The sequence below is a fragment of the Candidatus Melainabacteria bacterium genome, from assembly GCA_003963305.1.
Taxonomy (GTDB): domain Bacteria; phylum Cyanobacteriota; class Vampirovibrionia; order Obscuribacterales; family Obscuribacteraceae; genus PALSA-1081.
Genome location: RXJR01000015.1, coordinates 265,279 through 287,503, shown reverse-complemented (window position 1 = coordinate 287,503; position 22,225 = coordinate 265,279). Strand labels below are relative to the sequence as shown.

Annotated in this window: 22 protein-coding genes; 11 read left to right on the top strand and 11 right to left on the bottom strand. The window is 49.1% G+C overall.

Features of this window, described 5'->3' with window-relative positions:
• The first annotated feature begins 239 nt into the window (after window positions 1-239).
• The 3 genes from EKK48_16295 (at window position 240) to EKK48_16285 (ending at window position 3,991) form a co-directional block, all read left to right on the top strand.
• Window positions 240-854 (top strand): hypothetical protein, encoded by a 615-nt coding sequence (locus EKK48_16295; GenBank protein RTL40817.1) that lies wholly within the window; start codon window positions 240-242, stop codon window positions 852-854.
• A 174-nt stretch (window positions 855-1,028) separates the two neighbouring features.
• Window positions 1,029-2,417 carry a serine/threonine protein kinase gene (locus EKK48_16290; GenBank protein RTL40816.1) on the top strand — a complete coding sequence of 463 codons (1,389 nt, stop codon included), beginning with the start codon at window positions 1,029-1,031 and terminating at the stop codon, window positions 2,415-2,417.
• Window positions 2,414-3,991, top strand: a complete 1,578-nt coding sequence (locus EKK48_16285; protein ID RTL40815.1) for a serine/threonine protein kinase — start codon at window positions 2,414-2,416, stop codon at window positions 3,989-3,991. Before EKK48_16290 ends, EKK48_16285 begins: the two co-directional genes overlap by 4 nt.
• Window positions 3,992-4,014: 23 nt before the next feature.
• Here the strand turns inward: EKK48_16285 and EKK48_16280 are convergent, their stop codons facing one another.
• Window positions 4,015-4,200: a hypothetical protein gene (locus tag EKK48_16280; GenBank protein RTL40814.1), complete on the bottom strand. Its 186-nt coding sequence runs from the start codon at window positions 4,198-4,200 to the stop codon at window positions 4,015-4,017.
• A gap of 443 nt (window positions 4,201-4,643) precedes the next feature.
• On the opposite strand from EKK48_16280, the gene EKK48_16275 reads away from it, so the two are divergent.
• From EKK48_16275 to EKK48_16265, 3 genes are read left to right on the top strand one after another with little or no spacing between them, the layout of a single operon-like run.
• A complete protein-coding gene (locus EKK48_16275; protein RTL40813.1) occupies window positions 4,644-5,069 on the top strand; it encodes an aminoacyl-tRNA hydrolase in 426 nt (141 codons plus the stop codon).
• A 42-nt stretch (window positions 5,070-5,111) separates the two neighbouring features.
• Entirely contained in the window at window positions 5,112-5,954 is an 843-nt protein-coding gene (locus EKK48_16270; GenBank protein RTL40812.1) for an SDR family oxidoreductase, read from the top strand.
• A gap of 4 nt (window positions 5,955-5,958) precedes the next feature.
• Window positions 5,959-7,023 (top strand): ferritin-like domain-containing protein, encoded by a 1,065-nt coding sequence (locus EKK48_16265; protein ID RTL40811.1) that lies wholly within the window; start codon window positions 5,959-5,961, stop codon window positions 7,021-7,023.
• On the opposite strand, the gene EKK48_16260 is transcribed toward EKK48_16265, so the two are convergent.
• The 7 genes from EKK48_16260 to EKK48_16230 are packed head-to-tail and all read right to left on the bottom strand — an operon-like array spanning window position 6,914 to window position 13,768.
• Window positions 6,914-8,527, bottom strand: coding sequence for a hypothetical protein (locus EKK48_16260; protein RTL40810.1), 1,614 nt, complete (start codon window positions 8,525-8,527; stop codon window positions 6,914-6,916). The two genes, EKK48_16265 and EKK48_16260, sit on opposite strands and share 110 nt — an antisense overlap.
• Window positions 8,517-9,125, bottom strand: coding sequence for an acyl transferase (locus EKK48_16255; GenBank protein ID RTL40809.1), 609 nt, complete (start codon window positions 9,123-9,125; stop codon window positions 8,517-8,519). The genes EKK48_16260 and EKK48_16255 overlap by 11 nt, the downstream gene beginning before the upstream one ends.
• Window positions 9,122-10,159, bottom strand: coding sequence for an aromatic ring-hydroxylating dioxygenase subunit alpha (locus tag EKK48_16250; GenBank protein RTL40808.1), 1,038 nt, complete (start codon window positions 10,157-10,159; stop codon window positions 9,122-9,124). The genes EKK48_16255 and EKK48_16250 overlap by 4 nt, the downstream gene beginning before the upstream one ends.
• Window positions 10,156-10,452 (bottom strand): (2Fe-2S)-binding protein, encoded by a 297-nt coding sequence (locus EKK48_16245; protein RTL40807.1) that lies wholly within the window; start codon window positions 10,450-10,452, stop codon window positions 10,156-10,158. The genes EKK48_16250 and EKK48_16245 overlap by 4 nt, the downstream gene beginning before the upstream one ends.
• A gap of 2 nt (window positions 10,453-10,454) precedes the next feature.
• Window positions 10,455-11,603 carry a P-aminobenzoate N-oxygenase AurF gene (locus EKK48_16240; GenBank protein RTL40823.1) on the bottom strand — a complete coding sequence of 383 codons (1,149 nt, stop codon included), beginning with the start codon at window positions 11,601-11,603 and terminating at the stop codon, window positions 10,455-10,457.
• A 36-nt stretch (window positions 11,604-11,639) separates the two neighbouring features.
• Window positions 11,640-12,419, bottom strand: coding sequence for a sterol desaturase family protein (locus tag EKK48_16235; GenBank protein RTL40806.1), 780 nt, complete (start codon window positions 12,417-12,419; stop codon window positions 11,640-11,642).
• Complete coding sequence (locus EKK48_16230; protein ID RTL40805.1) at window positions 12,380-13,768, bottom strand: glycosyltransferase family 2 protein; 1,389 nt, start codon at window positions 13,766-13,768, stop codon at window positions 12,380-12,382. Before EKK48_16230 ends, EKK48_16235 begins: the two co-directional genes overlap by 40 nt.
• Before the next feature lie 185 nt (window positions 13,769-13,953).
• On the opposite strand from EKK48_16230, the gene EKK48_16225 reads away from it, so the two are divergent.
• Genes EKK48_16225 through EKK48_16210 form a run of 4 tightly spaced genes read left to right on the top strand, consistent with a single transcriptional unit; the run spans window position 13,954 to window position 18,731 of the window.
• Window positions 13,954-14,532 (top strand): hypothetical protein, encoded by a 579-nt coding sequence (locus tag EKK48_16225; GenBank protein ID RTL40804.1) that lies wholly within the window; start codon window positions 13,954-13,956, stop codon window positions 14,530-14,532.
• A 5-nt stretch (window positions 14,533-14,537) separates the two neighbouring features.
• Window positions 14,538-16,835, top strand: coding sequence for a D-aminoacylase (locus tag EKK48_16220; protein ID RTL40803.1), 2,298 nt, complete (start codon window positions 14,538-14,540; stop codon window positions 16,833-16,835).
• A gap of 36 nt (window positions 16,836-16,871) precedes the next feature.
• Entirely contained in the window at window positions 16,872-17,654 is a 783-nt protein-coding gene (locus EKK48_16215) for a hypothetical protein (protein RTL40802.1), read from the top strand.
• Between the two features lie 3 nt (window positions 17,655-17,657).
• Window positions 17,658-18,731, top strand: a complete 1,074-nt coding sequence (locus EKK48_16210; protein RTL40801.1) for an aromatic ring-hydroxylating dioxygenase subunit alpha — start codon at window positions 17,658-17,660, stop codon at window positions 18,729-18,731.
• On the opposite strand, the gene EKK48_16205 is transcribed toward EKK48_16210, so the two are convergent.
• The 3 genes from EKK48_16205 to EKK48_16195 form a co-directional block, all read right to left on the bottom strand.
• A complete protein-coding gene (locus EKK48_16205; protein ID RTL40800.1) occupies window positions 18,728-19,342 on the bottom strand; it encodes a bifunctional nuclease family protein in 615 nt (204 codons plus the stop codon). The genes EKK48_16210 and EKK48_16205 overlap by 4 nt on opposite strands.
• Window positions 19,343-19,400: 58 nt before the next feature.
• On the bottom strand, window positions 19,401-20,219 hold the full coding sequence (locus EKK48_16200; protein ID RTL40799.1) for a prolipoprotein diacylglyceryl transferase: 819 nt from the start codon (window positions 20,217-20,219) through the stop codon (window positions 19,401-19,403).
• A 77-nt stretch (window positions 20,220-20,296) separates the two neighbouring features.
• Window positions 20,297-20,590 carry a hypothetical protein gene (locus EKK48_16195; GenBank protein ID RTL40798.1) on the bottom strand — a complete coding sequence of 98 codons (294 nt, stop codon included), beginning with the start codon at window positions 20,588-20,590 and terminating at the stop codon, window positions 20,297-20,299.
• A 111-nt stretch (window positions 20,591-20,701) separates the two neighbouring features.
• Here EKK48_16195 and radA point away from each other — a divergent pair, with 111 nt between their 5' ends.
• Complete coding sequence (radA, locus tag EKK48_16190; GenBank protein RTL40797.1) at window positions 20,702-22,207, top strand: DNA repair protein RadA; 1,506 nt, start codon at window positions 20,702-20,704, stop codon at window positions 22,205-22,207.
• The last annotated feature ends 18 nt before the right edge of the window (window positions 22,208-22,225 follow it).

The following is a 22,225-nucleotide window of genomic DNA, read 5'->3' as shown; positions in this document are numbered from 1 at the left end:
ACCGAACCGCCGTATGCGGACCCGCTTGTACGGTGGTGTGGCAGGGCGGAGCCCGCGAGGGCTCCCCCTATGCCGAATCTAGGGTTTACCCCGTATATTTTGTGCCGCGTAAGATCCAAAATACGGCTGTTGGGAATTCAGCTTTAGTAGGCATTCACGAGAAAAAAGACCGCAGAGCATATCTGCGGTCCCTCCTTTGAATGCGCGTGCGCGAAGTATCGTGTGTGAGGAAATATCGAATGAAAGGAAATCGTTTACTTTTTGCAGCCGTTGTTGCTCTGATGATTCCCTCCGCTCCATGCTTCGCGGGTAATCCGAACATCGATCAGCACATGTTTCATGGCAGAAAGGAAGTGCAATTGATCGATGAAAGTTATCTGTTCAATGACTTGCGCCGCCAGGGCAATGTGCCTCAGACCATCATTATCGAAGCCCCTCAGCAGAGCCAACCAGCGCCTCCTCCGCTGATGATTCGTCCAGGTATGAGTCAATCACCGGGCGTGACCATTTTGCACAACGGGCTGTCAGACGCCGGTTTTCAGAGTGCTATCAATCCAGGTAACATGGCACGCATGGCAAGAAGTCTTCCCAGTGGAACGTCGACGAATATGCTGGCTGGAAGAATGTTGAACCAGCATTCTGCCCCATCTGCCAGCAGACCACTAGCGAACAGCGGCGCACCAAAAGCGGTACCAGTTTCGAACGCTCCTGGTGTCATGACGTATAAGAGCGAGCCATCCGGTTTTGGTTCTGGTATGAGCACCTTGAACGCCAAGACTGCTGTCTCCGCAAAGCTTCAATCTCCCGCTTCTCTGCAGCGTGGATCGCTTCTGGCTAATCAATCGCACCACTAAAATGACCAGTCGAGCGCATTACTCTTCTGACCAATCATTTCTCACAACTCTAAACTGACCAGTCGAGCGATTACTCTTCCGATCAATCGCACCAATAATCATTTAATTCCAGGTCTCTTTAAGAATGAAATTAGCCAATTTGTGGCACATAACTACCAGTAATCGGTACCTACAGTGGCAGAAGCCGAAGTAACCCTGAATTACAGAAGTTTGCCAGTCAAAGCCTCGTGCATTGCTCTGACCGCTAGCCTTCCCATCGCCCTGGTTTTTGCAGTCTGGTCCTGGGTCGTCATTATCATGGCTGTTGCGAACGGTTCGATTCAAGTCGGTCCGACTCTCGTGCTTGTGTTCGGGCAAGTGTTGATTATTGCGGCCATGGCTATTGGCGCTTTCTTGTTTTCGGACAGAACGATTTTTATGAACAGACAAGGCATCTCTTTGCCAGTTTGGCTCTGCCCTGCTTTTGGTTTTCGTTCTCACCACGAATGGTCGAAGGTTCGTGCGATACGGTATCACAACAATTCTCTGACTCTCGTCTTCGAAAGAAGCTTGCCCACTAATATTGCCTTCTCTAAGCTTACTCCCGCTGAGGCGCAACAATTACTCGTGGCTCTAGATGTCTGGTCTGGTGGCAGCGCTAAGTTTCCCGAGCTGGAAGCGGCTAAGTCGGAAATGCATCTTATCGCTGGAGTCGACGATAAGCACGGCTATACAGAAATGTGGGAAGAAGAGTTGACGCGGCGGTTCGGTGCTACCAATTTCATTCCGCTGGAACCAGAAGCAGTCGTGGCTGGCGGTAGATTTACAGTTGAGCGCCAACTTGCTTTCGGTGGTTTTTCTGCAATTTACCTGGTGCGTGATCCCGGAAACAAACAATTTGTTTTGAAGGAAGCAGTAATTCCTGAGGATGCGGAGACTGCCATGCGTTCTGAAGCGATTCGTTTGTTCGATCGTGAAGCTGAATTGCTGGCCAAGTTGGACCATCCGCAAATCGCGAAAGTTATGGACAACTTCGTTGACCATGGGCGCCATTACCTTGTGCTCGAGTACATTCAAGGTCAAGATCTTCGCAAGTACGTGCGACAACATGGTGCTGTACCTGAGAATCAGGTTGTGTCATGGGGACTACAGATCGCTGAAATCATTGCCTACCTTCACAATCAGCCGATTCCCATTATCCATCGAGATATCAGCCCTGACAATTTGATTGTCGACGAACATGGCTTAATTCATCTGATCGATTTTGGAGCATCGAATCTTTTTCTTGGCACCGCTACTGGTACCATGATCGGTAAGCAAGCATATATGTCTGCCGAACAATTGAGAGGCAAGGCAACGACGAGAAGCGATCTGTACGGGTTAGGCTGCACTCTCAACTATTTGTTGACAGGAAACGACCCGGAAGCTCTGACTGTGTCGAAACCTTCAAGCTCCATCGCAACCATAAACCCAAAATTGGATGCTCTGATTGAACAATGTACAGCTCTTGAGGCGAACGAGCGACCTGCTTCAGCTGAGACTGTTGCAAACACGCTGAGACAATTAGAGAAGGTACCGGCGTGACAACACTTAATCTCAGTTGTTTTCAAATACCTCTGCGTGACCGAATGGTCAATATCCCTGACGAGTTTGCCATTCGGTATTGTCCAAACGCAGATTTTGAACGCATTTGGCAACCAATTGCGGCTAAGTTACCGTATTTGCTCTGCATTTGTGTCTTCATAATCGGCATCTTCGGACATTTCAATTTACTCGACCCAATCGTTCACTTTCTTGCGCGCGTCCTGTTGGTGCCACTTAAGCCATTTCTTCAATCACCATCTAGCCCTGTCATTTCCGGCTTGATCACCTTTATTAATCAGGTGTCTATTTTTGGCTCCGGTGCGATAGGACTCTACATCGCTGGTATGACTTTTCTTCGCGCTGACATGCCGAGTCACATAGGAATAACTCAGGGTGGTCTTGTATTCGCTCAGCAACAAAAGAATGGGAATGTTAGCTATTGGATTACGCAATCGATACCCTGGTCTCAAATTTCATCCATTTCTGTCATTAGACCTAAGGGCACTAAGTCTGTCGGGGACTACAAAATAAAAATCGAAGGTATCTCCGTCGGTCAGGGCGCTAGTGTCAGATATGGTGACTTGCTCGTTCCTGCCGAGCGAGAAGTGTTTTTGCAAGCGTTAAAGATAGGAGTTCCTGAAAAAGCTTACGGTACCTCGACCCCGGACGAACTGTTCTCGGTGTTTAAGGCTGCTAAGTCTACCGAAGGTTTTACCGAACTCTGGCTCAACGAGCTGACCGCGCCTTCAAAACGGGAAAAGCTAACACCGTTGACACCGGGGATGATGCTGCAAGAGGGCCAATATACAATCACCAGAAAATTGGGCACCGGCGGTCAGGGCACTGTTTACCTGGCTACGCGAGCTGACAGAGCCCTTGGTACCCTCGAGACGGTGGCTCTAAAAGAGTTTGTCATGCCTGTTTTCCCTGATGCGCGAGTAAGAAAGTCGGTTGCAGAGAAGTTCCAGGCCGAAGCTGAGATGTTGAGTCGCATCGACCATCCGCAAATCGTCAAACTTTACGATGTATTTGTCGAAGACCATCGTGCGTATCTAGTAATGGAACGCATCACCGGTAAAACATTGAAGCGCCTTGTGGATGAGGCCGGCGCGATGAAGGAGAGCGATGTAATTGCTCTGGCTCGACAAATGTGCGGCATTCTGCAATATTTGCACGGACTTAACCCGCCTGTCGTGCACCGTGACTTCACGCCCGATAATCTGATGCTCTCAGATGAAAACAAAGTCTATTTGATCGACTTTTCAGTTGCACAACAGATTGAAATCAACATCACTGGTTCAGTGGTTGGAAAGCATCTATATATGGCTCCGGAGCAGTTCAGGGGCAAATCAACCGTTGCCAGCGATGTCTATTCTTTCGGTGCGACTTTGGCGTTCCTTTTGACAGGAAAGGAACCAGAAGCAATTTCTGTATCCCACCCAAAAGAGTCCGTATCTACTTTATCTAGTCAGATCGACGAAATGATTGCCAGTTGTACAGCTATTGATGAAAGTAAGCGATTGTCTCTGCCGCAAGTTTCTGCCTCTCTCTCAGACAATATGGAGAGCGTTTAAGGGCTGTCAAACGTGCATTCAGATCATAAAAGATGCACGCTTTCCTGACTGGTTTCTAGCTCTGCTAATGTGTGTCGCGCTGCTTGCTCTTCTGTCTCTTCAAATTCGTACCAAATGAACCCGTCTTGTTCTATTGTCCAGATACTCTGGATCAATTGCAGGTTGAAATTTTGCGAGTCTTGCGTTGATGATGTTTCTTTTGTTTTCATTGACCAATCCTTTTAAGTTAAGCGGCTAATTTGGCTCATACGACTCAAGTCCGAATAATCGTCAGGTACCTGGTCAGCTCAGTTCCATACTGCGCGTCACTGAAAGTGAATCGAATCCAATCAATGTTGTATGTTGCCTTTTGTACTACAAACGTTTGTTGTTGGCAAGCTGTTCAATTGCAAGAAGTTGCAAAGCACTTATGGTGGTGCCACTAAATGTAGTGCCTCCTGCTAATTGGAATTTCGAGCCGACAGATGGACTATTTGCGTCGATGGGAGGGTGACGTTTCCCTGAACATTAAAGTTCCTTCGATTAAACTATCTTACAGGCGTGTGAATGTTGTTCACTTGGACCACGTTTTATATCTATTGTTCTCCACATCGATATTCTTTGCTTTGTCTCTTCTCTTGCGACACCGCAAATGGTGCAGTAATCTATTAATATGGCTAATTTAGTACTAAGCTCAGGTCGAGAAATTCCAGAAACGGAATTTGAATTCAGTTTTGCTCGCAGTGGCGGTCCCGGTGGACAGAACGTCAATAAGGTGAACAGCAAAGCCATTTTGCACTGGGATGTTACAAACAGTCCCAGCCTTTCTGTACCCATGAAGAACAGATTTATTACCAGGTATGGATCGCGCCTCACCGCAGAGGGAGTGCTTGTTCTAAGTAGCCAGCAACATCGTGATCAGATTACCAATGTTGATGAGTGTCTGGAAAAATTACGAGAGATGCTTGAGTCTGTGTTGCACCCACCGGTGGTGCGCAAGCCGACAAAGGTCCCGAAAGCTGTGAAATTGAAGCGCACTGAGGCGAAGCGCGAAGTCGGTAAGAAGAAACAGCAGCGTCGATTTGTCGATGATTACTAAACAGTACGCGACTAGATAATTTGAGGGGCAGCGATTAAGCACATGCTAAAAACGGTTTTGATAACTGGTTGCTCCTCAGGCTTCGGTCGTCTTATAACCGAACGGTATTTGCGTTCTGCGCAGTGGAAAGTTTTTGCTACTACTAGAAATCCTGATCACCTGGCTGATATCGAGAGCGAAAATCTGGTTGTTATTCCCGCTAATGTTGCTTCTCCGTCAGAGCGACAAACAGTGGTTGAAATCGTTAGCAGTTCATGTGACAAGGGTCTCGATTGCTTGATCAACAACGCCGGTTACGCACTGGCTGGTCCGCTCGAAACTTTGAGCGAGGACCAGATACGCCAGCAATTCGAAGTCAACTTCTTTGCACCACTTTTATTGACTAGAGATCTGTTGCCGTCATTGCGTCAATCTCGCGGCAAAGTAATCAACATTTCCTCGGTGCTTGGGTTTGTCGGCATGCCGCTGCAGAGTCTTTATGTCGCGAGTAAGTTTGCGCTGGAAGGGCTGAGCGAATCGCTTTCTTATGAACTGTCCCTTCACGGAATTGACGTGTGCATCGTAGAGCCGGGTGGTTTTCGCACGAAATTTGTGCAGAATATCGACTGGGCCCGAAGCGATGCCGACAGCAGTAAGAATGGCATTTACACCCGGCAAATGCAGGGCTATCGAGCGTTCCTGCGTAAAAAGATGGAAGGACCGGGAGGTAACCCAAACAAAGTGGCGGATGCAGTTTTTGAGCTGAGCAGCAAGTCGAGTATGCCGCTTCGATTGCGTATCGGTTCTGATACTCAGGCGCTTTACTATATGCGCCGGTCTATGCCGCAGAAAGTTGCTGATTTCATTTTTCACAGCGCCAGTAAGAAGCTCATGGAGGCTCGTTGAAGTAATGAGTGAAAATCCGGCTCCGAAAAGTCTAGAAGTTCCCAGCAGCAAGCTCCATTTGCGCGACAAGGTCGATGCCAGCATTAGTCTCGACTCGCGGAACAAGGAAGGTGCCAATATTAGTCTTGCCTTGCGGAACAAGGTAGATGTGCGGAACAAACTCGATGCTCCTCATGCGGGAAAAGATTCGCCTTTGTACCGAATCATCGCCAGTAAGACTGGCTCAGATAAAGAGCTTCCGGATGTTCGCCTCCTGGACTACAGCTCGCTCTGGTCTGCTCAATGGTGGGGGCTGGATGGTTCAGCAGTTTTCATGAAGCTGTCTGACCAACAGCAAGTTGAAATTCTCAGTAAGTGCAACCAATCACTTCTTACAGAGGCATACTTCATTGAGAAATCTGGCCTGGCGTATAGTGCCAAAATGATTTTGACTGCCGAAGGTACTGATGAGGCACAGTTGTTTGCATTGATAGGTGCCGATGAAGCCAGGCATCTGGCGTGGATTGAGCCGTATTTGCCGGCTCAGTGCAAGCAGCTTCCGCAGGGACATTTTCTCTCTTTTTTATCTAGCTTGATTGAAGAGTATCCGCCTCGCTTGCTCGTTTATCTTGTACAGGTAATTCTCGAAGGCTGGGGACTCGATCATTACATGCGGCTTGCAAAAGCTTGCACGCATACAAATTTGTCCAGAATTCTTGGCGTCATTTGCAAGGAGGAAGCCCTGCATCATCGTAGTGGTGCAGTTCTGTTTTCCTCAGCCATTCTTTCTCCGCGTGACTATTCCCTGATCGAAGATGCGCTTCAAAACTACACGATGATGGTTCGTGTCGGTCCGCAAGGTGCGCTCGCTATTGTTGATAAGGTCGCGGGTGGATTGAACCACAATGAGTTGCAGAACGTCCTGGCGGCGCTTCGACACGAGGAAGAAACGCCGCGCAAATTAGAGTTGCTTCGCAAGCTTATGAGCCAACCTCAAGTCGAGTCGCTTGTGCAGACACTTGAAGTGGAGCACTGCTTTCTTCCAACAAGCTTACCCGAAGCGGCTGACTGCTATCTCTCCGCTCTTTGAGGAAAGTCAGCAAGCGTCCCGCTTTTTCTGGGTCATTGATAAAGACTGTATCTTTGATGTCGCCCAGTTGCATTCCTTCGCTCTGATGGAATTCCTGCAGTCGAGTCGCCAGGTTTTCGACCAGTTCGAGCTGCAGTTTCGAGATTTGTGATTGCGTGCGCGCTAGTTTGTAATGGTGAGCTGCACACAACGCTTCTTCCGCTCTCTCAACAATTTCGCCGTGGTTTGATTGAGTGCGCGAGTCTACAAGCAGCGTATAGCCGAGATCCTGCTCGCAATTCGGGACCAGCGCGAATGCATCAGCAGGGAAAAGCGGAGTTAAAGCTGTCTGCACAAATTCCTCATGCAACTTTTCGCCCGCCAGATCGCAAACTGAGTTAGCGCGTCCGACGAACTCGAGCATCGCTGTGTTGCGATAGAAACCACGCACCTGAACGGTGTCGTTGATTCGGTATCGCGTCAAACCCGAGTTCTGTGTGACTATGATCTGATATTTCTCGGAGTCGATAAGTTCGTGCAAGCGCTTGATCTCACCATCGCTGTTTTCGAATTCAAGAAAGACATCGTTGAGCAGCGGCAAGCAGCCTTCAGCATCACTGAGAGGCACCGTAAATGGTGCTTCTGTAGAGAGCAGTCCTTTGCCTTGAATGCGGATACCCGGGAAACACTTCTTCAATTGATTCGCCGCCAGTTCTGCAGACGCATCGTCCCAGCAAGAGATCAATTTCAGTTTCGGCCAAACCTTTTGCCAGTCAATCGGCGCCTCCTCTGTAAATGGCAGAGATCTGAGGATGACTGACTTGAGGAGCGTCATTTTGTTCTGCTCGATGTACTCCATCAGTGACAGAAGGTAAGTTGGGCTCCAGATCGAAATGATTTCCAGCTGCTCTTCCGACAGTAAAGTCATGGCTAGCTCGTGCTGAAATTGCACTGGGTCTGAAGTCGTCGGCGCAGAAAGGAGGAACTGTGAGACCAGAGATTTCAGGGGCTCTTTCAAGTACTCTTTGTCGCTGTGGAAACCTTTGTTCTGGTCAGGCTTCGGAGAGACGCTGATGAAAATGCGACCAGACTCCAATTTCAAGCCGCTTTGCAAAAGGTCTTGCGCCCAGATGGCGAACAGATTCGTAAACGAGTTTATTAACTTCGCAGTGTAAGGAATCTGTTTTCTGCTGCCGGAGCTTCCTGAGGTTGGCTCAATGTGGATTACTTTGTGCGGAGTCAGCACTTTCGAAGTTGGGAACTTCAGCTGTCGTTCAATCCAGGGTTCTAACTCCTCGTAAGTCTGAATGGGAACTTTGGCAGCAAACTCTTTGTAATTTTCATCACCTGTGATACCAAAGCTTCTGGCGTAGTCTGTTTGAGCAAAGTCAGCCATGATTTTCCAATAGGTATCTTGCTGGGCGATCTTTGGATCTTCCAGGCTTTTATTGAATTTGAGGCTGACTGGAAAACACGCTGCGCGAAGTAGTTTGATGGCTGTTCGAGCGATAAGTTTATTCTGCATATGAGAACCTGTATTCAGTGTCGTACGGGACGGCTGATCTTTCCGGCACTTTCACGCCGGGACCAAGCCTTGAGAGTGCACCGATGAAGGTGCCAGAACCAATGCGCACGGGTCTCAAGAGAAGGACGAATTCACCATTGTCCTTTTTTGAAACCACATGCGATGTGCAAATAACTTTGTGTCCAAAAACAACGTTGTCTCCGATGCGAAGCATGTGTCTGTCGATGATTTCGACTAGAGGCGTCCAGTAAACGTTTTTACCGACCTTGCTTCCCCATAGCCGCAGCCAGGCGCTGTAGGCTCCCGGAATGAATCTCAGAAATGCTTCCAGGGCTGGAATGGCGGCGTAAACCATTTGCAATTGATGCGCTACCCACCAGTCGCATCGCAGTCCGTTGCTGATTACCCAGCGACCGGAGCGGGCTGGATATTTGAGCGAATAGAGTCGGAAAGTCAGGGGTGGCAAAAAGTAAGTGGCAAAAAACAGAGTTGCGGCGCTTGCAAGATTAGGGGTCTGAATGCACCATACGAGTGCGCTGGCGATTGCACACAGGTGCAAGATTGGAAATATTGCTGCCAGATGTCCGAGTATCGTCATACGCAGAAAGTTATCTCCTTTTGTTCAGCAGAAAGTTCTGCCGGAGATTTACCATTGCGCAGTCCGGAGATCACTTCGCTTGTGAGCGTGTGGATGAGATCCGCGGAAGTCGTGTAGAAACGTTCACCGTATTTTTCGATGTTCCGTCCCTGTTCATTGAGAATATCTATGTCCTGCTTCAGCACTTCTTGTGCCTGTCGTTTTACCATCGCTTTTGAAATAGCAGTCCAGATGCCAAAATCGTAGCTGATGTCCGTGTAAACCAGCGTTTCCATGGCGGTCACGGGAATTGACTGCGAGCTGATCGAATATCTGTATCCACCGGGCATTTTGTAATGCACGCTTGTGACGTTTGGAGCGAAGAAGTGATCTGAATGTTCTATCTCCGCACCACTGGGGTTTAAAAATGCGCTGAACGTGCCGAGATTCAAGCGCTCACCATGGTAGGTAATGTCGATTCGTCCTTCGCAGCGTGTCACTGTGGTGCGCAAAGGTTCGCCATTTGGCTTTCTGAATATGCCGTGATGCACGTATGCCGTGTGAGGCACATCAATGTAGTTTTCTACGCAATTCGACAGGGAATTATGAAAGCGGCTCTGCAAGCGCACTCGTCCTTTCCAGACCGAGCCTAGTTCTCTCAGTGTCAGGGGGCGCGGAGGTGTATGCTCGCCGGGTGTGAGGCAGACGTAAATGTATCCATCTTGCTCTGCGGTAGTGAAAGTCTTTGCTTTCATACCGCATTTGCGTGCAAACTCGGCACCACCTTCACATGGAATCGAGATAATACTGCCGCTTTCGCCATAGACCCAACCATGGTAGCGACAACTTAGCTTGCCATCTCTGACGGTGCCCGACGAAAGACGAGCGCTGCGATGTATGCAGCGGTCTTGGGCAACGATTGCTCTCCCTTCAGCATCTCGGTAGCAGGCTAGAGACTCGTCCAGAACTGTGCGCGATAGCACCGCATGCTGCGTCACTTCACTTGCATCAGCTACGACATACCAGTACTGGGGTAGAAGTGATTTAGACATCATCCGCCCTCAATCTTGATCAATGCGATATTCGCTGTCAAAGCGATCTGACACGCCAGTCTTGCGTTATCGATACCCGGAGCGTAAACTTCCAGAGCTTCTTGCTCGGACTCTTCAGCTGGTTTCAGTGCTTGATGTCCGGATTGAATTTGCACGAGGCAGGTGCCGCAAATGCCTGTTCTACAACCAAAAAGAACAGGTGAATTGACCACGCTCAGTTCTTCCGAAAGGTTTGCTCCTTCCGGTAAACAAACTGGTTTGTGGCTTGTATGCGGAAATTCAATGCAGAACGACATCGCTAAGAACCTCGAAAATTGCGCAACGCATTGGCATTGACACTCAGATATTTTTCAATGGAGTTGTTCCCCATGATGTTCATATTGCGATTCTGTTCGTCTAGATATTTGATTGGTTCTACATAGACCTTGTAGGACTCGTAAGCGGTTTGATGTAAATCGAAAGCCTGGTTGATGGCATCGTTTTCCTTGCAAAAGCATCGATCGATCATGTTTCGTGCTTCAGCTTCATTCATGCTAAAGTGCGGTGAGCGAAAAAGTTTGTATATGACTGGAAACAGAGATGGTTCATACCAGAAGATTCCCTTGATGGTGGCAGAGAAATTGAAGTGGTCTTTCTGGCAGCCTGCAATGCCCCTATTCATCACGAATTTTTCGAAGGCTGTGGGTTCGTCGAGACTGTGCGGAATTTCATGACCAATCAGCTTTGATGTGTTGAAGTGGAAACTTTCGTCCATGAAATGGTAGTAGCTGATTTTGGAAGGTATGGGCGCATTTTCTTTGTCGGGATGATTCATGTAATACATCGAGAGTTTGTGCTGTATTAGTTTGCCGTTCAATGTTCGCAAGCCGCGCACGAGCAGATACTGGCTGGCTAGAAAGGCATTGCTGGCAGATAGGAGCGTGAATGCTTTTATCTGCATTTTTCTCCAGAAATCTTTTCCTGCGTTTGAATCAGCAAAGATCATCGTTTGTTCGAACAAACTTCGCATCGGATACGTGAATAGCCTCTCGCCAAAAAGCCGCCATTCAACGTCTTCTCCAATTGTCTTGAAGGCATTGATGTGGGCTCTTTCTTGTTTGGTTTCAAGATCGAGTGAATCGCAGACTATGCGGAAATCTTCGTGAGTGTAAAGACCGGCGGCTGAGACTTGATTGAGATAAATGGTGGCAATTTCTGCAGATATGATCTGGGCATAGTAGGCGACCCAGAAAAGTTGATTGAGAATGAGCCGTTGTGTTGGAGATGCCTCATACCAGAGTGGAGTGCCGTACAACAGAGAAAACTCTTCTGGGTTCCAGTATTCGTTTTTGCAGTCTTCGTAGACGAATAAACGTGTCGCTTCGTCCATCATGGCCGAATGATCTTGCTCATGATTGCGCTTTTGATTCAGCTCCAGCTTCTTATAAGTGGGGCGATCGTCAAGCAGTGATTTGGTATTTCTTTGAGCGAGATGTGGATGCAATCAAGTTCTCCAGGGGGAAAGAAGTTGGTTCCGAAAGGATGGTTGTCCCTGACCGGCATATTGAGCGGGGAAGTACTCTCCTGGCGAGAATGTACCGAAAAGCTTGTCCCAGAAAATGAAGTTGGCACCATAGTTCGCTTCGGGTTTGTCAGCGTCGTGATGGCGGTGATGTTCGCCCGGCGTTACGAGTATGCCCTCGGCGAGGGGGATATGCACGTGCAGCCGTGCATGGCGAAACAGATCTAGTGATGCCGTTAACATCGCCCCGGCGAAAAAGCCTTCCGTTACATCACAGAGGTAAGCGAGAATGGGACTTACCAGCATGTAGACGAAGAGGAAATGTGTCATCAGAGCATTTCTCGATGTCGCCCATACATTTACTGTTGGTGAATAGTGATGCGGCGCATGAAACTTCCAGAGCATTGGTACTTCATGAAAGGCGCGATGCTGAAAGTAGTACAGAAGATCAACCACGACAAAGTTCAAGAAAAATGCTCCTGCAAAGCCAATCTTGAGACATTGATGCAGTCCTGGAAAAATTGTGGGAAAGACAAATAGTGCGAGCGCCAGGCCAGCGGCTGGTATCACAAGACCTTGCATAAAGAACCCGGAAAGATTCAGAAACCAGTCCGCCGCGGAATATTTTGCTGGTTGAGTGGTGGTCTCCGGCGAGCGCTTTTCCGCAAGCACCAGGCTCACAAAGGTGATCACAGGCAGTGCCGCGCACAGCGTCCATGGACTCATTTGAATGCCGCTCCATAACGTGGCGGTTTGAACCATGCCAGATCTCGTGACGGATTTTTGAGGAACTTGAACATCAGCAGAAAGACGAGAGGAACAAAGAGCAGTGACAGGTAGCAGTAGACCATGATCGTGCCCTGAATCGCTTTCCCGAGGTTTCCGTTCTCGGCTCTGTAAATGCCTGCGAAACTTGCGTAAATGAAATACAAGCACAAAATCGTCATAGCCGGTGCCGCCACTAGAAGCGGCTGTGGCACCCAGTTGCCACTCAACCAGCGAATCACGAGCACTGCATTCTCTATAAGCAGCCAGAATGGTCCGATAAATTCCAGAATGAAGAGCGATGCATCGAGTTTTGTTCTCAGCGAAAGCTTTTTGTGGGGCAAAATTTTGCGCGCATTCTCGAGGTAACGAACGATGCACCCTTCGGTCCACCGCAGGCGTTGTTTAAAAAGTGCTTTTAATGATTCCGGAGCTTCTTCCGCTAATATGGCGTCTTGAGCAAATCTGATATCCCATCCTGTAATGTGCATCCTCGTGGACAGATCAAGATCTTCGGCGAGGCTGTTCTCGTTTAAGCCACCAAGTTCTTCCACTGCGGTTCGTCGGAGCACCATGCCGTTGCCTCTCAGTTCAACAGCGCAACGAATGTTGTCACGTGTGCTCTGGAAGTGGTGGTCCATGAAGTATTCGTTTTTCTGGCATCTCGTGATCAGGTTTTTGTCGCCGTTGATTAACGATTTTTTGCCTTGCACCGCGCCGACCAGTGGATTGGCAAAGTAGGTCACTGCTGAGGTAAGAAAGTCTGGTGCGACCTGGGTATCGGCGTCGAAGACTGCTATCAGTTTGCCGCTCGTGTGCTTGAGCGCATCATTTATACAAGCGGCTTTACCAGGTCTGTTTTCACTGTTGCGTGTGATAAATCTGAATCTTGGGTCACCAGCAGCCTTGATGCTCTGGAGCACTGCTTCTGTCTGGTCTGTACTGCGGTCGTTGACGACAAGCAATTCGAAGTCGGGATAGTCCAGGTTCAATATAGATTTTATTGTGGTGGCAAGCAGCAACTCTTCATTATGAGCTGGTACCACAATTGAGACCATAGGCTGAGTAAATTCAGACTCTCTCGGTTTTGTTGCTTCTCGATCGACGCTGTCGTGCTCTCTTGCATATAGCTTCAGGACTGAGAATATAACTATATATACGAGGGATAGCGTGAATGTGGTGACAGGTGGTGAGCAGATATCGATAAGCACAGTTCCGGTAAAGGTGATACCTATAAGAGCAAGTGTCAGCCACCGTTCTGGCGGCTGAGCGCCTCCAGATGGGGGTTGCATTTTTTTCATTTTGGTAGTCGGATCGCTCTTTGCGATAGACACTTGATCCGTCACGCTACTCCACCCGTGGTATCATCCGATATATTTGTATATCCGCTGTTCATGCCGTTTTTGCTGGGCTGCTTGTCTAGCTTGCTGTATAGTATAGCCGCCGACTGTCTTACACAAGCGAGAAAATAATGCGTTCAATAATGCCCCTGGTTGTGAGTTTGTTCATGTCACTCGCAGCTAGTACTGCAATGGCAGTGGAATCCCCGAAGGTCCAGGTTGAAACAGGTGACGCGCATGCAAAAGATCATGCTGAGCTGACCAAGTTACGGGAAGTTACGGAGAAGGCGATTAATACTCGTGATTTCGAGGCTTTGAAGCCATTTCTGGTCAACGATAATTTGACAGTGATCACAGTCGACGGACAAAAGTTTGTTTCATTGAATGCATTCCGCGATTACTGGACAAAGCTTTTCGAGAACAAAGCTTTCGGTATCGATAAGATTGAAGTCAAACCGGTTGCAGATGGACCGACAGAGTTTCTTTCGGACAGTGTCGGTATCTGCCATGGCACCTCTAACGACAGTTATTACTTCAAGAGCGGTGAAGTAAGGGTCATGCCTGAACGTTGGAGCGCCGTTGTTGTCAAAGAAGGTGACGTTTGGAAGGTTTCGAGAATTATTTTCTCTGCAAACATTCTCGACAATCCTGTTGTCACCACAATTAAAGATGATATTCAAAAATTTGTCATTATCGCAGTCCTCGCGGGTGCGCTGGTCGGTATTGTCATTGGTGCACTCGGAGCCTCTATGATGCGCAAGAAGGCTTAGTACAAATGCACAAGACTTCGCTGTCGAGCAACGCGACCTTGCCTGACCCGGTGAGGCGCGAGGTTTCGCGAAGCGAGTCTGCCCGGGGCGAGTCTGCGCAGGGTGAGCCGTTAGTATGCGACCTCATTCTGCGCAACGGTCTTGTTTTTGATGGTGTAAACGAAGGTAGACAGCTTGACATTGCTGTTCTGGCCGGTCGTGTCATTGCAATAGGAAAGAATTTGAATGCCAGCGCAGCCAGACAGATCAATGCCGGCGGACTGTGGATAGTTCCTGGCCTGGTCGATATACATACGCACTACGATCTCGAGGTAGAACTGGCGCCAGGGCTCCCTGAATCGGTGCGACATGGTGTCACTACGGTCGTCATGGGTGGGTGCAGCCTTTCCACCACCTTTGGTGCACCCGTTGATCTTTCATATATCTTTTCTCGCGTGGAAACATTGCCGGCACCACTGATTTCTGCATGGTTGGAGAATGCGCACGCCTGGCAATCTCCCGATCAATATTTTAATCATCTACGCACCCTGAAGTTGGGACCGAATGTTGCCTGCATGTTGGGACATAGCGCGTTGAGGGTGCACGTAATGGGGCTCGAGCGTAGTATCTCCGAGCATGCTACCGCGACTGAGCTCGAACAAATGCGCGTTTTGGCGAAGTCTGCGCTTGATGCGGGATGCATCGGAATATCTGTTGACATGGTGCACTGGCACAAAGTCAGTGGACCGTTTGCCGGCCAGGCGCTGCCCTCTCATCATGCTAGTTACGCTGAATACAAAATGCTTGCCGATCTGTGCCGTCAGTATGATGCTGTTTTTCAAGTCACCCCTAATCCGCGAAACCCCTGGTCTCTTATAGATATCTTGCGCATGTGCCCTGGTGTTTGGCGCGCACCGCTGCGCTGCACAATTCTCGCTGCGCTGGATATGGGCACGGCACCACATTTGTGGAGGGTTTACCCGCTTCTGCTATTCGTTTGCAATCAGCTGCTTGGTTGCAATATTCGCTTTCAGACTCTGGCAGAACCATTTGTTATTCATGCTGACGGATGCCTGACGCCGTTTTTCGAGGAGTTTTCGGCTGGTGTGAAGTTGAACAACTGTGCCACACGCTCGGAACGAAAGGCACTCTGGATGCAGGATCAGTTCAAACGGGAATTTCGAGAGTCATGGTTGAGCCATTTACCTCGAGCCTTTCATCGAAATTTTGAGCTGATGTTTATCGAGGCTGCACCTGATCGCTCTCTAGTCGGTAAGTCGATTGGTCAGGCTGCGGCCGAATCTGGAGTCGACCCCCTGACTTACTTCATGAATCTTCTGGAACTGTATGATGAGGATCTGCGATGGTATGCCTGCAACGCTAATCAGCGCGCAGGGGTACGGCATAAATTGATGTCGCACCGAGACATTTTGCCAGGATTCAGCGACGCTGGTGCTCATAGTCGTAACCTCGCTTTTTTCGACAATTCCCTTTCTGTTCTAAGGCAAGCAGCAACATCTAACTTCTTACCGTTTTATCGTGCCGTATCGCGAGTTACATCCGAGCCGGCGAATTGGTTCAATCTGGACGCTGGTCGCATAAGAGTGGGTGGCAAAGCCGATTTTGCTGTGCTCGATCCTGACAAGCTGAAGACACCAATACCCCCACCATCCACGATAAGTGAGCCCGCTTTCAACGGGGCAGCCCGGATGGTCAAGCGCGACGATAGTGGTGCGGTGCACACCGTCTTTCTCCGTGGTGTAGAAGTTGCCCAAGATGGAAAACCGTTGCCGGTTTTGAATCAGCAGAGCCATGGTGAAGTGCTCGTGCAGTTGAATCGTACAAGTACAGAAAATGAGGCTTTAGAGAGATACCGTAACAGAATTAGTTCTTATGATATACCCGGCAAAATTTCTCCGATTTCTTCTTCAGGCGTTCATTTGGGTTTTAGCGGCTCTTCCGACAGGAATTTGATTCAACAATTTGTCTTTTCGATCGAACAGTACTGGCCTGTTTTTCTCTTGAAGCATCAAGCTCCTGCAAATGTCGCGATGCATTGCTTTGCATTTGTGTTGATGTATTCAATCGCAGCCCTTGCACTCTTGCAACACAACTATTGGCTGTTTCTATTCATGCCCCTTTCGCAGGCTGTCGGATTGTTGGGACACTGGTTATTTGAGCCAACTCCAATCGATCAGCGCGATACGGTTTTTTCCTGGCGTGCGTTTGTAAGTCTTCATCTTATGTTTTTCAATGTGCTGCTTGGGCGATACTCCGCGGAGTTGACGCGGGCGCAAATAACACTGGCAAGGGGGTTTTATTAGTCCGTGGTCGATACCTCTATAGGCGAATAACATTTCATGCTGCAAACATCAATCGTAGAAATTTCGACTTTGACTGAGGTAGATAGAGCGACCATGTTCAACCTCTATCGCAGAAATTATGACGGTGGCGAACCGTCTGTCTTTTATCGCGATCTCGACGCGAAGAACTGTGCAGTTGTTCTGCGTGATGAAAGTGCCATTATCAGAGGATTCTCTACTGTTGTTGTCTACGATGAGAATTTCGCAGGCAAGCCTGTAAGAGTTTTGTATTCCGGTGACACCATTATTGAGCCAGCCTACTGGGGGCAAAATCAGATGTCTAAAGCCTGGCTCGAGTTGGCAGGCTCTATCAAGCAAGAAGCCCCTGACACGCCTCTCTACTGGTTGTTGATTGTGAAAGGTCATAGAACCTATAGATATCTGTCTCTATTCAGCAATGACTACTATCCCCGACATGATGTCGAGACTCCTATCGAGATGCAGTCGTTGATGAATTATCTGGCGATGCGGAAATTCGGCGATCAGTACGATGCCACCGCTGGTCTTGTCAAATTCTCTGGTTGCCGCAGTTACTTGAGCGCCGATCTGGCGTCCATTCCCGACAAAGATTCCGGTCGACTGGATGTGCAGTATTTCCTTTCGCGTAATCCGAAGTATTACGAAGGAGATGAGCTTCTGTGTGTGTGTGAATTGAGTGCCGATAATTTGACGCGATTGGCGCGGCAATGGTTCGAAGCGGGAAGGCTACACTCTGGGCGTGTGCGTTCAGCAGCTGTTTCGCATGCTGGCATTACAGATATCAATCAGAAGGCTTCGTAGAAAATGCAGGCAAACAGTGTAGTCGGTCGTATTTTCGTCAGTCGCTCGGGCCAGCATAAGGCTTTGACCAGAGAGCAGTACAACTTATTTACTCGTACTGATTGCGTGGCAATCGGATGGTACTGGTTGATGCCCTCGCATGCGTTGAGGCGTAATAAGGTTATTCCGGCCAGCATTGCCGGTCGTGAATTAGCTGTCTTTCGGACTAGCAGCGGTGAAGTTGCTGCGCTTGATGCATACTGCCCTCATATGGGTGCTCATCTGGCAGAAGGTAAAGTCGATGGTGAGCAACTGCGTTGCTTCTTTCATAACTGGTGTTTTGACGGCAACGGTAATTGCACCGATATTCCGTGCCAGAAAGCCAAGGCACCGCGGGTGGTTTCAACCAGAGCCTGGGTGGTGCGTGAACGGTACGGTCTGATCTGGATCTGGTTGGGTGATGAAGCACCGGCTGAAGACATTCCTATTCATCCTGAGTTGAATGGAAAGTCGTATCAATACTCGTTAGGCAACTTCTTCATCAAAAATTGTCACCCCAATGTAGTCATGATCAACGCCATAGACGAGCAGCACTTTCATACTGTGCACAATTTGCCCGGCGATGTTTTGAATATGGAGCCGCGCCGTCTCACATCAAGCCATATTCAGTTCAAAAATACAGGCATCGTGCCTGCCACCAACGTGATTGGCAAGCTGATAGCGAAGTTTTATGCCCGTGAATTGACCTACAAGCTTGACTATTGGTATGGCTCAACCGGCACGGTAACGCTCGGTCCCGATTTTATGCATTTATATCTCATGTTCGCCTTGAGACTCTCTGCATCTGGAAATACGGAGGGTTATGCGATCGCATTCACGAGGAAATCTTCGAATGCGTTAGTGAACCTGTTGATAAATCCACTTTTGATTCTGCTGACCAAGTTGGCAGGACTTTACTTTGCGCAAGGCGATACGCGCATTTTCAACACGATCAAGTTTGATTTCAAAACTCCGATCGCTGCCGACCATGCCGTGCTTGCCTTCATTCAGCATCTTGAAAAACAGACGCCATTCGAATGTTCCAGCTCAAATGCTTAGGCTGATTCGCCTTCAGTATTTTCCGGATCTTCTTCAAGCGGCGTTACAGAACTTACTCCCGGTAACTTGAAGTCGGATGCCTTCAATTTGCTTACGAATTGCTTGAATTCCGCCGTTTCCTCATCAGGAGCCATGACTGCATTGATGGTTATTTCCGGCGAAACAAAGATCGGCGCTTTTGCCGAAAGGGCAAGTGCTATCGCGTCGGAAGGTCGAGCATCGATCATCATCGGTTCCTTTCCGGCTTCTTTCGGCGTCAATTTCAAAATTGCCGAATAAGTCTGTTCGTCCAACTTGTTGATTTCAATTTGATCTAAGGCGTAATTCAGTTGTTCGATAGTGGTCAGCAAGAGCTCGTGTGTAAGCGGACGCTCCGACTTTGCTTTTTCCAGGGCAAACGAGATGGCTTTTGCCTCAGCCATGCCAATCCAAATAGGCAGAGTACGCATCGTGTCATTTTCTTTGAGGACAACAATCGGCTGGGCGTTGCGGGCATCTATGGCAATTCCAGCTACACTCATTTCAATCATCTTTTTGTCTCCCTTGGTGACCCGTGGCTTAGTGCCTGGCGGTGGAGCGGCAAATTTGCCAACTGCTGCTCCAACTTTCATCGTATCCAACTACTATCGACGCTGACAAAAAGTTGATGTTTCAAAACGAAAGTTCTCGTTAAGATTCAGCCTGTGCGCCCTCGTTCTTTCTGCCTTTCATGTACGAAATGATTATTCCGACCACGCCTATAGCCAGCCCAACGGCGCTGGCGATCATGGGGAACGGGATGGTACCGGCCATGATACTGTCTGACCTGATCGGCTCTATCAAAAGCCTGCCGATTGAGTAGATCGTAATGTAGACCGAAAACGCCATGCCGTCGTATTTCTTAAGTTGTTCGGCGAGGACGAAATAAAGCAACAAAAATAGAGCCAGATCCCAAACTGCTTCATACAAGAAAGTCGGATGGAAATAACTGTCTTGATGAAACTGTGAAGGTCGTCGGTCCGGAGGAATGTACAGTTTTAGCGGAAAGTCAGGACCCACAGGCTTTCCGAATGCTTCTGAGTTGAAGAAATTTCCCCATCGGCCGATCGATTGTGCGAGCGGAACCGAGGTCGTAATCACGTCGCAGAATGGCCAGAATTTGGATTTAGTCAGCTTGCAGTAGATGATACAACCGATGAATGCCCCAATGATGCCGCCGTGTAATGACATGCCGCCATGCCACGTCGCCACGATGTCGGGAAGGTTGTTGACATAGTTCTGCCATTGCAAGGCTACGTAATAGAGGCGGGCGCCGATGATTGAACCGACAAAACTGCTCAGTGCGCAATTGACGAGCTTCTGGTCGTCCAGCCCCCTTTTGGCCGCCATGGCTGTCGCCGTGGTGATCGCTGCGAGGGCGCCCATGGCAATCATCAGCCCGTAGTACCGAATCGTCACGGGACCGAGTGAAAGGAGTATGCCTGTAAGAGTGGGCGAACTAAAAATCATGGTTGCAATTGTAAGCCGCCGCCCCGCCCTTCAGCGCTTAGCTTAGGCGGAAACCATGAAATTTGAGATATTTTGATTTAATACGGTTGCTGTCCGTTCGGAACAGTGCCGCCGTAGACATCTTTGGGCGCCTTGCCGACGCTTCTGTCTTCGTTGGCCGGCAGTTTGTCGTCGTGCTGCTCATCGTGCGGGTCGCCGCCGTGCGGGTCGTCGCCGTGCGGGTCTGCGCCGACATATTTCTGAGCAATCAATACCTGTGACTGCATGATTTGAGCAATCGACGGTTTGATTTGAATTTTGTTGAGTGAAAATCCTGCTGACGCCGGCGCGCAAGCCACGGCTGTAGCCAAAACGAGAATCATACTTGACATAGACGCTCTCCGTTTGAGAAGTGCACACATGCATCCGCGAAGAGTATAGCGGAACTGTCTGATAAGCACGTTAAAATGAGGTGGTTTCAACAGAAGAACTAGCGGGGCGATATGGGACGAATCAGGGCGAAATGGGTTTGTCAAGAATGCGGCTATTCCACTTCCAAGCAGCTTGGGAAGTGCAGTGAATGCGGCACCTGGAACTCAATGGTGGAGGAGCTTTACGAGGAAGAATCTGCTTCCGCCAAGAAGGGGTTTGCCACTCGCTTGAACACAGGCTTCGGGGGCGTTTCTCCGGCAGATTCGACTGGACCAGTCGGTCTGCATGAAATAGAGATAAACAATGAAACCCTTGATGCGTCCCGGTTGAGCACCGGACTCAGTGGTCTGGACGAAGTTTTAGGCGGCGGGTTGGTGCCAGGCTCCGTCATCTTACTGGCTGGTGACCCCGGTATCGGTAAGTCGACCCTGCTTTTGCAAGTAGCAAATTATGTTGCTGCCAGGCAAAAAGTCCTCTATGTGTCAGGTGAAGAGTCCGCATCACAAGTCAAGCTCAGGGCTTCTCGCCTGGGCATTAAGCATCCGAACATCCTCGTCGACTCAGAACAAGATGTGAGTAAGATCCGCGACAGAATGCTCTCTGCCGATGTCAAAGTGGCGATTATCGACAGCATTCAGGCTATGTACCATCCGCAGATCGGAAGCGCTCCGGGCTCTGTTAGTCAGGTTCGCGAGGGGGCGCAGTTTGTTGTCTCCTCTGCTAAGTCGCAAAATATAGCCACGATTCTGGTCGGTCATGTCACTAAAGAGGGCTCTATTGCTGGTCCGCGAGTGCTCGAGCATATGGTTGACGTCGTTTTGCAATTCGAAGGCGATCGAGCTCGACAGCTGCGAATTCTGAAAGCAGCGAAGAATCGTTTCGGTTCAACGCAGGAGATTGCTATATACACGATGACCACGACTGGTCTGGCTGAGATAGACAATCCGAGCGCATTGCTGCTTGGTGACAGACTGAGCAAACTCGGTCGCATGCAAGCGCCATCGGGAACAGCGGTGATTGCGGGAGGCGAAGGCAGCCGCTCTTTGCTTTTAGAAGTGCAAGCGCTGGTCGGCAACACCCATTATCCAAGCCCGCGCAGAGTTGTGAACGGTTGGGATTACAATCGACTTTTGCAAGTTCTGGCGGTGCTCGAAAAGAAGGTTGGATTGGCAGTTTCGAGATACGATGTTTATGTGAACATCGTCGGCGGTTTAGATTTCAACGACCCTTCTGGTGACCTTGGTATAAGCGTTGCCGTTGCTACTTCATTCCTGGATCGTTCGATCGACCCGGGGCTTCTGTGTGTTGGCGAATTGGGACTGACCGGAGAAATTCGTGCTGTCGTCTCTCTTGAGCAACGCTTGAAAGAGGCCGCAAAGATGGGGTTCCGAAAGGCGCTTGTTCCCAAAGCCAACTTACCTCTCGAAAACAAAATCGAAAATATGGATGTGATTGGCGTTGACTCTCTGCTGGAGGCACTGACTATTTCGATACCAGGTGCCGAGCTTGGCATCAAGCCATCTTCGCGTGAAGCCAAACCGCCAGTGTCGCCCGCTGAAACCGGAACTGCACGTTAGAATTTGGTTGTTGAATTT

Excerpts from the sequence above, each read along its gene's own strand:
- EKK48_16295 (RTL40817.1), top strand. The coding sequence starts at position 240 with ATGAAAGGAAATCGTTTACTTTTTGCAGCCGTTGTTGCTCTGATGATT.
- EKK48_16280 (RTL40814.1), bottom strand. The coding sequence starts at position 4,200 with ATGAAAACAAAAGAAACATCATCAACGCAAGACTCGCAAAATTTCAAC.
- EKK48_16275 (RTL40813.1), top strand. The coding sequence starts at position 4,644 with ATGGCTAATTTAGTACTAAGCTCAGGTCGAGAAATTCCAGAAACGGAA.
- EKK48_16270 (RTL40812.1), top strand. The coding sequence starts at position 5,112 with ATGCTAAAAACGGTTTTGATAACTGGTTGCTCCTCAGGCTTCGGTCGT.
- EKK48_16265 (RTL40811.1), top strand. The coding sequence starts at position 5,959 with ATGAGTGAAAATCCGGCTCCGAAAAGTCTAGAAGTTCCCAGCAGCAAG.
- EKK48_16260 (RTL40810.1), bottom strand. The coding sequence starts at position 8,527 with ATGCAGAATAAACTTATCGCTCGAACAGCCATCAAACTACTTCGCGCA.
- EKK48_16255 (RTL40809.1), bottom strand. The coding sequence starts at position 9,125 with ATGACGATACTCGGACATCTGGCAGCAATATTTCCAATCTTGCACCTG.
- EKK48_16250 (RTL40808.1), bottom strand. The coding sequence starts at position 10,159 with ATGATGTCTAAATCACTTCTACCCCAGTACTGGTATGTCGTAGCTGAT.
- EKK48_16245 (RTL40807.1), bottom strand. The coding sequence starts at position 10,452 with ATGTCGTTCTGCATTGAATTTCCGCATACAAGCCACAAACCAGTTTGT.
- EKK48_16235 (RTL40806.1), bottom strand. The coding sequence starts at position 12,419 with ATGGTTCAAACCGCCACGTTATGGAGCGGCATTCAAATGAGTCCATGG.
- EKK48_16225 (RTL40804.1), top strand. The coding sequence starts at position 13,954 with ATGGCAGTGGAATCCCCGAAGGTCCAGGTTGAAACAGGTGACGCGCAT.
- EKK48_16220 (RTL40803.1), top strand. The coding sequence starts at position 14,538 with ATGCACAAGACTTCGCTGTCGAGCAACGCGACCTTGCCTGACCCGGTG.
- EKK48_16215 (RTL40802.1), top strand. The coding sequence starts at position 16,872 with ATGCTGCAAACATCAATCGTAGAAATTTCGACTTTGACTGAGGTAGAT.
- EKK48_16210 (RTL40801.1), top strand. The coding sequence starts at position 17,658 with ATGCAGGCAAACAGTGTAGTCGGTCGTATTTTCGTCAGTCGCTCGGGC.
- EKK48_16205 (RTL40800.1), bottom strand. The coding sequence starts at position 19,342 with ATGAAAGTTGGAGCAGCAGTTGGCAAATTTGCCGCTCCACCGCCAGGC.
- EKK48_16200 (RTL40799.1), bottom strand. The coding sequence starts at position 20,219 with ATGATTTTTAGTTCGCCCACTCTTACAGGCATACTCCTTTCACTCGGT.
- EKK48_16195 (RTL40798.1), bottom strand. The coding sequence starts at position 20,590 with ATGTCAAGTATGATTCTCGTTTTGGCTACAGCCGTGGCTTGCGCGCCG.
- radA (RTL40797.1), top strand. The coding sequence starts at position 20,702 with ATGGGACGAATCAGGGCGAAATGGGTTTGTCAAGAATGCGGCTATTCC.